Here is a 9,638-nt window from a genome sequence, read left to right as displayed (position 1 = left end):
GGAGGTACTCCTTTTTTGATGTCTATAAAGTCTTGCGAGACATAGGGTTCAGATTATGAAATTCATTCATATACGTTCTAAATTCTTATTTTCCTTCATAAATTAAAAAGAGTTTGGGACATAACAAAATGATGGCTTCTAAAAGACGAACACTCGCTGTTCCCATCTCTTTGGTTTGTCTCAACACGTTCGTTCCATTGCGCTACGGTCACTCGCTTTCCGCGGGGAGGAACCTGAGCTTCCTCGCTGCGCTGCGGGATCTCCGTTTTCCCTCTCTTTCCCGCAGGAGTCGAGTGTCCTACGCTCCATTCCACCCTGTTTCCAACATTGTTTTCACAATCAACCAAAAAATCTGAATGATTAAAAGTTATGAGCTCTCAATCGTTCAGGTATAGTAGAGGCAAAGGTGTTTGTCAAGAAAACCTTTAGGTAACAAACTCTTAACATGAGATTAACAGTTTTTTCACTTGAATTTCATAAAGAAAGAGTAAGATTTACGTTGTAAAGATTTTTTTAAAAGTAGATGTGCAAAATTTCACAAAGTGTTCATTTTTTTAGTGAAAACGCTTACTATTTTTGTGTATACTAAAAGTAGATAAAAAACTGCTTACATTTTACTTCGGTTTTCATAAATAAAACATACCATGAGAGGAGATTATCTAATGATTTTAAAAGCTTTACGAAAAAACGGTTCTGTTACAGTTAATTATTATCGTGATGGTTTATTAGAAACTTTCAAAGGAAAAGTAAAACAGTTAAACCTAGTCGAACAAACATTATCTTTACAGGATGAAAATCACAATACGTTATCTTTACGCTTATCAGGAATTAAAGAAATCTATGAATCATAGCTACAGAGACCGGTCCAGCAAAGAACCGGTCTTTTTTATGACTACTTTTGTTGCAATAGATAACGGTTAACAGGCCTGCCGACTCGGCCATACTCTACGTAAAGCTCAACTTCTTTCTCTTGATCTAAATACTCTAAGTATCGACGTGCCGTGACCCTTGCAATACCCATTCCTTCTGCAACTTCTTCTGCTGAAATTGGATCAGTTTGGCTATGTAAATACGACCGGATTCCAGCTAACGTGACCGTGTTTAACCCTTTCGGTAACGTTGGATTTTTCTCAGCGGCTGTTTTAAATAATAGCGTATCGACTTCATCTTGAGTGATAGATTCGCTTTTGCTTAGTTTGGTTTGGCGCTGTCGATAGTTTTCTAAAGCTTGCTTCATGCGTTCAAACTTAAATGGCTTCATAATATAATCAACGGCTCCGTATTGCAATACACGCTTGACCGTTTCACTGTCACTGGCCGCTGTGACGGCAATTACATCTGATTGATAGCCCTTTGAGCGAATTTTTTGAAGTGTGGTAAGTCCGTCTTGATTCGGCATATACATGTCGATGATGATTAGATCCGGATTATCTTTTTCAATCATTTGTAACCCTTCTACTCCGTTTGATGCGACGTTTGTCACTACAAAACCTTCCACCTGCTCGATGAATTGCTTATTCACTTCTTGAACCATTAAATCATCTTCAATCACAAGTACCTTCCATTGGCTTTTTGTCATGCTTCCATCCCCTTTTCACTTATAACCTATAGTACAAATGTAATGGTAAACGCCGTGCCACGCCCATATTCTGTTTCAATCGCAATATCTCCATCACCTTTTTGAACAATTTGGTGAATTAAATAAAGACCAATACCTCGATTTTCCTTTGCCTTTGTCGAAAATCCCTCTTCAAAGATATGCTTCGCTTCTTCTTTAGCCATGCCGCATCCGTTATCCTCTACCAAAATAGACAACACGTCCTCTGTTTGTTCAATGCTGACATAGACTTCTTTCTCATCATGAAAAGAGTTAGCATACGAATCGAAAGCGTTTTCGATTAGATTCCCAATAATGATTACAAAATCATGATGATCTAAATGCTGAGGAAACGTTTCTAAATAGCTATTCTTATCAATTGTTAACGTAATTCCCAATTCTTTTCCTCTGCTTACTTTGCTAATTAACAAGCCTGATATGCTTTCATTTTTAATATTTTTGTGTAAGAAATTCGTCAATTCTTCCTGCTGCTCGGAAACATCGAAGACGTACTCCAGCGCTTTTTCATTGTTTCCAAGCTGTATCAGCCCTGCAATTGTATGAAGCTTATTCATATATTCATGACTTTGAACGCGAAGTGCACTGACAAATGCTTTTACCCCAGTTAGTTCTTCAGCTAGCTTCTTTACTTCAGTTCGGTCCTGGAAAATCGCAACTGCTCCTACCGTTTCTCCTTTTACCTTAATTGGAACCCGATTGCTTAAAATCGTTAAATTCCGTACTTGAAGCTCTTTGTTATAAACCGGTTGATTCAGCTGTAAAATCTCTGGTAAACGGGTATCTGGAATGACGTCATAAATCAATTTTCCAATTACATCATCATGAATATTCATAATGGTTTTTGCTTTATCGTTAAAGATTGTAATATACTCATCTTTATCAATCGCGATTACAGCTTCATGCATAGCGTTAAAGGTTTCCGTTCGCTCGACAAATAGCCGTGCAATCTCATCTGGTTCTAACTCAAACATTTGCTTTTTTATGTGAGAAGCTAGTACCCAAGCTCCCCATCCACCAAATAGTAGAATTAGCAGACTGATGATAAAAATCTCTTTTTTCAAGCTCTGTATAACTTCTGAAAAAGTCGGCAACAAATAACCACTAATTACAACGCCAACCTGTTCATGGTGGTGATTAATAATTGGAACGAGTGAACGCACTACGGTGCCACTTTCTCCTTTAGCCTTATCCGTGTATGTGTGTTCAGCAAATGCTTGTCCTTCATCTTCACCATGCGATTTTGTGCCAATCATAGCGTTGACTGGATGAGACAGCCTTATCTTTTCCATATCAAGTACCACTACATAATCTGCCCCGTGAATAATTCGAATGGGGTCTACTATTGTGTTAATTTTCTGCCTTTTTTGTTCATCTCCCGTTATCTTTTCGCTAACCTCCGTCATTTCAGCTACAGTTCTTGATGTTACAAGAGCTCTCTGACGTAAATCTTCTTCCTTTGATTCCACAAACTCTTTAATCACGACAAGACCCGCTAAAAACAGCGCAAAGACGATAATAAAAAAGATTAAGGCAGTCATTTTCGTTTGCATTGAAAATCGATTCATAAAGCCTAAGCTACCTCTTCTTTCTCACATATACTATCTATATTTATTTTACCATGCTCCAAATCTGCATGGTAAAATAAATCATAAGATTACAATTCTTCTCATCGAGATGCGAGGAGCTGAGAGTAAGACCCTATGCGAATATTTATTGTAACAGCTTTATTTGTCAGCGCTTTCTTTACTTATATTTTGCTTTTCCCTCCTTCGTTTTTACATTCAGAACACGTCTATAGAGATGATGAACAACGAGGACTGGATGAGCAGATTGTGATTAACTTTAGTCATGTTGTAGCTGAAAACACCCCAAAAGGATTAGCAGCTCAAAAGTTTGCCAAGGTTGTTAATGAACGATCAGATGGCAAGGTTAAAGTTGAAGTTTTCTCAAATAGTGTGCTCTATTCTGATACAGAAGAAGTAGATGCTTTAAGACGAAATGACGTTCAAATGATTGCTCCTTCTTTCTCAAAACTTGCAGATTTAAACGAGGATTGGCTACTTTTTGACCTCCCATTTATGTTTAAAGATGAAGGTGAAGTTGAAGCCGCGTTAAACGGTCAGATTGGCAAGAGTCTGCAAGCATCTCTCAAAAAAGAAAATTTAAAAGGACTAGCATTCTGGAACAATGGATTTAAACAAATGACGAGTAGTCAAAAAAAGCTGGCTGTCCCGGATGACTTTAAAGGCCAACGCTTTCGTATTATGCCAAGCGAAGTCATAAAAAAGCAGTTTGATCTACTTGATGCTAAACCTACCATTGCTCCATTTAACCGAGTGTATGAATCGCTGGAAAAACAAGAGTTTGACGGTCAAGAGAACACAATTTCAAATATCTATTCAAAGCGTTTATATATGCTGCAGCGCTACATGACGGTTAGTAATCACGGCTACTTAGGCTATGCGGTCATGATGGACGAGAGCTATTGGAACAGCTTGCCTCCCGATGTTCAACTTCTGCTTTCAAATGCGATGGAGGAAACAACAGCTTGGATGTGGGAGCACTCGAAAGGAATGAATGATCAGCAGCTCGAAAAAATTAAAAATGAGTCTTCGATTCAAGTTCATTATTTAACAGAACAGGAAAGAGATAAGTGGAAACAGCGCTTTAAACCACTTTATACAGAGTTTCAAAAGCGTTTAACAAAAGATATTGTGGAAGAAACATATAAGAAGTAATTAAAGAGACTGAGACATAAGTAGTTCAGCCTCTACTATACCTGAACGATTGAGAGTTCCTCACTTTTAATCGCTCAGGTTTTTTGTTGATTGTGAAAACAATGTTGGAAACAGGGTGGAATGGAGCGTAGGACACTCGACTCCTGCGGGAAAAAGAGGTAAACCTGAGATCTCAAAGCGCAGCGAGGAAGCTCAGGTTCCTCCCCGCAGAAAGCGAGTGGCCGTAACGCAATGGAACGAACGTGTTCAGATAACCTAAAGAGATGGGAACAGCTATTGCTCGTCTTTTAGAAGCAATTATTTTGTTATGTCCCAAACTCTTTTCTATGAAAATTCTAAGAACTTAATGAACAAAAAGACCATTATCACCAGAAATTTCACCCCCCATTCATATGCGGTACTATAGGTTTACAAGATAAATGAAAACGCTATCAAATTATGAATCAAGGGGGATGGAAGATGAAGATTAATTTTAACAACTTAACAGTTCGCGTTATTATTGGGATTATCTTAGGGATTATGGTTGGGTTTATTTTTCCTGAATTCGGCGCGCAGCTGAAAGTATTAGCTGACATCTTTATTAAATTAATTAAAATGGTTATCGCACCGATTATCTTTTTAACTGTTGTCATTGGAATTGGTGGTATGGGCGATTTGAAAAAAGTCGGGCGTATTGGTGGTAAAGCACTTCTTTATTTTGAAATTGTCACAACGTTCGCTTTAGCTATTGGTATTCTTGTTGTTAACTTCGTAAAACCTGGTGAAGGCTTTAATATAAGCGGAGCACAGGGAGCTGACGTCTCTGAGTATACGAAGCAAGCAGCCGAAGCTGAACATGGATTCATGGACTTTGTGATGAGCATTATTCCAGATAGCGTCTTTGGAGCAATGGCTAACGGAGAACTGCTTCCAATCTTATTTTTTGCCGTGTTATTTGGACTTGCAACAGCAGCTCTAGGCGAAAAAGCAGCACCTGTCATTACATTCTTTGAACGAGTGACGGATATTTTCTTCGGAATCGTTAATATGATTATGAAGATTTCTCCAATTGCTGCTTTCGGAGCGATGGCTTATACAATCGGAAATTTTGGAATTGGTTCACTTGTTTCGCTCGGAAAATTAATGGGATCTGTCTATATTACGATGTTCTTATTCATCATTTTTGTTTTAGGTACAATTGCTAAATTTTATGGCTTCAGTATTTTAAAATTCATTGCGTTTATTAAAGAAGAAATTTTACTCGTGCTTGGTACATCGTCATCTGAATCAGCTTTACCAAAAATGATGAATCGTATGGAGCAATACGGGTGCTCTAAGTCCGTTGTAGGTCTGGTTATCCCTACTGGTTATTCATTCAACCTTGATGGGACATCTATTTATCTATCAATGGCAGCAATTTTTATTGCACAAGCCTACGGAGTTGACTTAACGATTTGGCAAGAGTTAACGCTACTAGGTGTGTTAATGCTAACATCAAAAGGTGCCGCTGGCGTAACGGGTTCTGGGTTTATCACTCTAGCAGCAACATTAGCAGCCTTCCCAATGATTCCTGTTGAAGGTCTTGCATTATTAATTGGTGTGGATCGCTTTATGTCTGAAGCTCGTGCTATTACGAACTTAATTGGAAACGGAGTTGCAACGGTTGTTGTTTCAAAAATGGAAAACGAATTTCATCCACCAGCTCCACCTCAAAGTTCTGATTCTTCAATACCACTTGCAAAATAAAGAGAACCTTCCTCAGCTGATTGAGGAAGGTTTTTTCGAATGGAAAACTTTAAATAATTAACAGTATCAAATAATTTGTTACAATAAAAATAGGTTTAAAAGATAACTAGTTTGGGTAAGGAGGAAAAAATATGATTCAGACCATTACAGCGCATTTAAAACAAGGCTTGCTTTCTTATAGACAAGCGATTTGGATTGCACGCTATCTCATCCTCGGTTTTATTATATTTGGCACGGTTGAAAAGATTTTAATGTTTCAAAGTCATGAACTTAACGGCTTACAGCTCACATTTGAGCTAACTGCTGCTTTAATCTGTGCATTAATTCCCTTTGCATACGGCATTGACTCGTCCAAGCAAGAATAAAGGCAACGTTTTCTGATGAAACGTTGCCCTTTTTTTATAATCAAGCTTTTATCTGCATTTTTTTGTGATACAATTCCCCAAGCTCTACATCATCTAGCTGCCACACAACAGATTCACATTCTGGAAAGCTAGTAAGCAATGCATCTTCTAATTTTTCGCGTTCCCTTTCACTCAAAACATAGCGTTTCAATGTAAGCACTGACATTTTATGTTCCCCTCTCACAATTAATGTTAACGCTTTCGATATTGATATTTATACATATCTTATACGAATAATATCTCATATGTACAATGAATAAATAGAATAATGCGAATAAGCAAATGGAATATAGGAAACACTCATAAAGAATAAGAAGGTCACCTATGCTAGAACACTCTTGTTTAGACCATAGATTTTTGTCAGAAAAAGACGACAATCAATTATACAACAAAGTTGATATACATATCCTGTTTTAGTACAATTATCATTACTTAATTCGATTTTAAATGGCTTTCTTATCTCCCCCATAGGCTGTAAGCTACGAACCATTTTTAGAAACATCGCATAGCTTAGAGCATGAATAGGTAACTAAAAATTTCTGAGGAGTTGATTTCCCCGTGGAAAAGCATTTGAATCATATCCAGAAACAAAATGAAGAAGATACAATGAATTCATTAACGGCTGAAATGGTATTAGATCATGCGCTTCGGATGTTTCAAAAACAACAGCTTCAAAAAGAAATTGATCATGCCTTATTACATCGTAACAAACAAGAATTTCTTAAACTATCGCAACAGCTACAAGCATATCTATAAGCAATAAAAAAGAAACGAGGGAAATCTTCGTTTCTTTTTATTTAGCAAATACGTGATTTCCGATAACTGCTGTTACTTGCTTTGTTTCTAACCACGAATTTGTTGCAATCTGTGGATTATAGAAAAACAGCGCAGGGTTTTGATGATCTGGATTTGCTAACGCTTCTTCTACAGCACGTCTTGACTCCTCAGAAGCAGGCTGATTAATCGTTCCATTGCCTACTGGAGAAAACTCGTAACCACCGTTAGCTAAAGGTTGATTAATAACCTCTGTAATGCTGTTAGGGAATTGGGCTGACGCCACACGATTCATAACCACGGTTGCTACCGCTACTTTACCTTGGTACGGCTCACCTTTCGCTTCCGCAACTCCTACGTTTGTAGGCTGTGGTGCTGGTGCCGCTTCAGAAGCTCCTTGTCCCGTTACAACTAGCTGTTGTCCTACGTTAATAAGATCACCTTGTAATCCGTTTAAATCTTTCAAACGATCTACGCTTGTATTATATGTCTGTGAAATACTAAACAATGTCTCACCTTGTACTACTGTATGTACTGTCTCTTTTTCTGGAATTGTTAGGACTTCTCCAACATAAATCATATCATTCGTGCGATTATTCGCTTGTTTTAATTCATCTACCGATACACCTTCTTGTTGACTAAGCTTCCACAGCGTATCTCCTGTCGATACTTTATGAGATGCAGCTGATGCAGCTGTTCCTTGTACTCCAAAAAATGAAAGTGATGCAGCTGATGTAATGACCCACTTTGTCAATTTTCCTTTTTTCATAAAAATACCTCCCGAAAAAATAACCTGACATTATCTTAGCATAGAGAAAGCCAGTTTCATTGAAAGAATGGGTAACATTTGTTCAGATTGGATTAAGTTTCTTACAAGAGAAACAATAATATTACAAACCATACAATTCCTTTAAAATTCGTAATGAAACTAACATTTTTATGACTGTTACTTGAATTTTATGGATTATTTTTACTTTTAGCTTTCGGCAACTGAAACCCATTCATTATTTTAGAAAAATAAGTAAGTATATTCCAATCTCCAACTACATCTCAGGTCTTACCTATAATTCATTCCTCGGGCTATTGATTAACTCCCACAAAATGGATAACATTGGTGATGTATCTTATTTCTTTATAAAATTGAAAGCAGGGTGAAGCATGAAAAAACTATTGTTTTTGGTTCTAGTATTTATCGGAGCTGCTTTTCTTTTGACTAATCCATTTACCACATCTACATGGACGTTAGGATCCTCCAAAACCGAAGCAGCTCTGACAAATTCAATTGAAAGTATTAAGCTTAAAACAGCGAACGTAAATACAGTCATTGAAGAATATAACGGAAAAGAAGTAAAAGCGGATTTACAAGGGAAGGGAAAAGTAAATGTTCAACGCAATGGAAAAACGATTACCGTTACGTATAAGAATAAGCCTTTTTCATTTTTCTCATTCGGTAATAGCAGTAAATTAACAATTTATATTCCAAAAGAATACAGCAATGATTTAGAGCTAAACGTAGGTTCAGGCGATGTAGAGTTTAACGAAACCTCTTTATCTCTTACTAATTTTTCAGTTAAAGTCCAATCTGGCTATACTGTTATTCAAGGAATTGATGCGGATAAATTAGATATCAATGTTTCCTCCGGAGACCTCGTAATCAACAAAGTGCGCACAAAAGAAGGCTCAGTTGATTTACAGTCAGGAGATATTACGATTAAAAACTACGAAGGAAAGTTGGATTCTCACGTGTCTTCAGGTGATGCTTCTATTTCTATAAATAGAGTGGTTGATTCGATTAAAGCTCACGTTAGCTCCGGAGACATGACTGTTACGCTGCCACCTAAAGCTGATATTACCTTACAAGCCAAAGCGAGCACGGGAGATATTAATAATCGATTTAACTTTAAAACAATGAAAGAACAAGAAGATGAAATTCAAGCTACGAATGGGAAGGGTACGCATCGAATAGACGTAGATGTCTCAAGCGGAGATTTCAATTTGCGATAAAAACCGCAGCTGGGACATAACTAAATGATTTCTTCTCAAAGACAAACCATGACTGTTCGAACATAGTTAGGCAGTGAGAACACGTTCGTTCTATTGCGCTGCATTCCACTAGTTTTTTAACTTGTTTTCAGAATCAACAAAAAAATATCCGAACGATTGCAAGTCAGCAATCGTTCGGATATCTAATTGACTGAAATACCTCAGCTACCTACCACAACAGTTTAACCTCTTCTTCAAGTACGCTAGTTAAATAATCTTTACCCTCTAATACTATTCGAGGTTTAAGGTAACCTACTTTCCAAATTCACGAGTGTTGATTATCCAAAATTAGACAGACTTATCCCTTGGAATGTGACGTAGTTTTTCAAAAAAGTG

Annotated in this window: 12 protein-coding genes; 7 read left to right on the top strand and 5 right to left on the bottom strand. The window is 37.3% G+C overall.

The window, feature by feature from the left end:
- Window positions 1-95: 95 nt before the first annotated feature.
- Window positions 96-314 (bottom strand): hypothetical protein, encoded by a 219-nt coding sequence (locus tag AC1UFB_RS04275; RefSeq protein ID WP_282023031.1) that lies wholly within the window; start codon window positions 312-314, stop codon window positions 96-98.
- A gap of 348 nt (window positions 315-662) precedes the next feature.
- On the opposite strand from AC1UFB_RS04275, the gene AC1UFB_RS04270 reads away from it, so the two are divergent.
- Window positions 663-851 carry a YolD-like family protein gene (locus AC1UFB_RS04270; protein WP_025910354.1) on the top strand — a complete coding sequence of 63 codons (189 nt, stop codon included), beginning with the start codon at window positions 663-665 and terminating at the stop codon, window positions 849-851.
- A gap of 41 nt (window positions 852-892) precedes the next feature.
- Here the strand turns inward: AC1UFB_RS04270 and AC1UFB_RS04265 are convergent, their stop codons facing one another.
- Window positions 893-1,579 (bottom strand): response regulator, encoded by a 687-nt coding sequence (locus tag AC1UFB_RS04265; protein WP_025910352.1) that lies wholly within the window; start codon window positions 1,577-1,579, stop codon window positions 893-895.
- A gap of 26 nt (window positions 1,580-1,605) precedes the next feature.
- Window positions 1,606-3,183: a sensor histidine kinase gene (locus AC1UFB_RS04260; protein ID WP_328101345.1), complete on the bottom strand. Its 1,578-nt coding sequence runs from the start codon at window positions 3,181-3,183 to the stop codon at window positions 1,606-1,608.
- Window positions 3,184-3,318: 135 nt separating this feature from the next.
- Here AC1UFB_RS04260 and AC1UFB_RS04255 point away from each other — a divergent pair, with 135 nt between their 5' ends.
- The 4 genes from AC1UFB_RS04255 (at window position 3,319) to AC1UFB_RS04240 (ending at window position 6,446) form a co-directional block, all read left to right on the top strand.
- Window positions 3,319-4,356, top strand: a complete 1,038-nt coding sequence (locus AC1UFB_RS04255) for a DctP family TRAP transporter solute-binding subunit (protein ID WP_100347209.1) — start codon at window positions 3,319-3,321, stop codon at window positions 4,354-4,356.
- A gap of 115 nt (window positions 4,357-4,471) precedes the next feature.
- A complete protein-coding gene (locus AC1UFB_RS04250) occupies window positions 4,472-4,615 on the top strand; it encodes a hypothetical protein (protein WP_482588604.1) in 144 nt (47 codons plus the stop codon).
- 200 nt (window positions 4,616-4,815) lie between these two features.
- Window positions 4,816-6,081, top strand: a complete 1,266-nt coding sequence (locus tag AC1UFB_RS04245; RefSeq protein WP_025910346.1) for a dicarboxylate/amino acid:cation symporter — start codon at window positions 4,816-4,818, stop codon at window positions 6,079-6,081.
- A 131-nt stretch (window positions 6,082-6,212) separates the two neighbouring features.
- Window positions 6,213-6,446 carry a hypothetical protein gene (locus AC1UFB_RS04240; protein WP_100347206.1) on the top strand — a complete coding sequence of 78 codons (234 nt, stop codon included), beginning with the start codon at window positions 6,213-6,215 and terminating at the stop codon, window positions 6,444-6,446.
- Window positions 6,447-6,486: 40 nt separating this feature from the next.
- Here the strand turns inward: AC1UFB_RS04240 and AC1UFB_RS04235 are convergent, their stop codons facing one another.
- Window positions 6,487-6,651, bottom strand: coding sequence for a hypothetical protein (locus AC1UFB_RS04235; protein WP_153301191.1), 165 nt, complete (start codon window positions 6,649-6,651; stop codon window positions 6,487-6,489).
- Window positions 6,652-7,043: 392 nt separating this feature from the next.
- Between AC1UFB_RS04235 and AC1UFB_RS04230 the strand changes: the two genes are divergently transcribed.
- Window positions 7,044-7,241 carry an IDEAL domain-containing protein gene (locus tag AC1UFB_RS04230; protein WP_025910344.1) on the top strand — a complete coding sequence of 66 codons (198 nt, stop codon included), beginning with the start codon at window positions 7,044-7,046 and terminating at the stop codon, window positions 7,239-7,241.
- A 37-nt stretch (window positions 7,242-7,278) separates the two neighbouring features.
- Here the strand turns inward: AC1UFB_RS04230 and AC1UFB_RS04225 are convergent, their stop codons facing one another.
- Window positions 7,279-8,028, bottom strand: a complete 750-nt coding sequence (locus tag AC1UFB_RS04225) for a cell wall hydrolase (protein WP_100347205.1) — start codon at window positions 8,026-8,028, stop codon at window positions 7,279-7,281.
- A 389-nt stretch (window positions 8,029-8,417) separates the two neighbouring features.
- Between AC1UFB_RS04225 and AC1UFB_RS04220 the strand changes: the two genes are divergently transcribed.
- Entirely contained in the window at window positions 8,418-9,263 is an 846-nt protein-coding gene (locus AC1UFB_RS04220; RefSeq protein WP_061786376.1) for a DUF4097 family beta strand repeat-containing protein, read from the top strand.
- Window positions 9,264-9,638: the final 375 nt, after the last annotated feature.

The organism is Priestia sp. KCTC 13724, from assembly GCF_056820425.1.
This window is presented reverse-complemented; position numbering and strand designations above follow the sequence as displayed.

What these genes read in the sequence shown, in the direction of transcription:
- AC1UFB_RS04260 (WP_328101345.1), bottom strand. Translation starts at nt 3,183, where the DNA reads ATGAATCGATTTTCAATGCAAACGAAAATGACTGCCTTAATCTTTTTT.
- AC1UFB_RS04235 (WP_153301191.1), bottom strand. Translation starts at nt 6,651, where the DNA reads ATGTCAGTGCTTACATTGAAACGCTATGTTTTGAGTGAAAGGGAACGC.
- AC1UFB_RS04220 (WP_061786376.1), top strand. Translation starts at nt 8,418, where the DNA reads ATGAAAAAACTATTGTTTTTGGTTCTAGTATTTATCGGAGCTGCTTTT.
- AC1UFB_RS04255 (WP_100347209.1), top strand. Translation starts at nt 3,319, where the DNA reads ATGCGAATATTTATTGTAACAGCTTTATTTGTCAGCGCTTTCTTTACT.
- AC1UFB_RS04245 (WP_025910346.1), top strand. Translation starts at nt 4,816, where the DNA reads ATGAAGATTAATTTTAACAACTTAACAGTTCGCGTTATTATTGGGATT.
- AC1UFB_RS04265 (WP_025910352.1), bottom strand. Translation starts at nt 1,579, where the DNA reads ATGACAAAAAGCCAATGGAAGGTACTTGTGATTGAAGATGATTTAATG.
- AC1UFB_RS04270 (WP_025910354.1), top strand. Translation starts at nt 663, where the DNA reads ATGATTTTAAAAGCTTTACGAAAAAACGGTTCTGTTACAGTTAATTAT.
- AC1UFB_RS04240 (WP_100347206.1), top strand. Translation starts at nt 6,213, where the DNA reads ATGATTCAGACCATTACAGCGCATTTAAAACAAGGCTTGCTTTCTTAT.
- AC1UFB_RS04225 (WP_100347205.1), bottom strand. Translation starts at nt 8,028, where the DNA reads ATGAAAAAAGGAAAATTGACAAAGTGGGTCATTACATCAGCTGCATCA.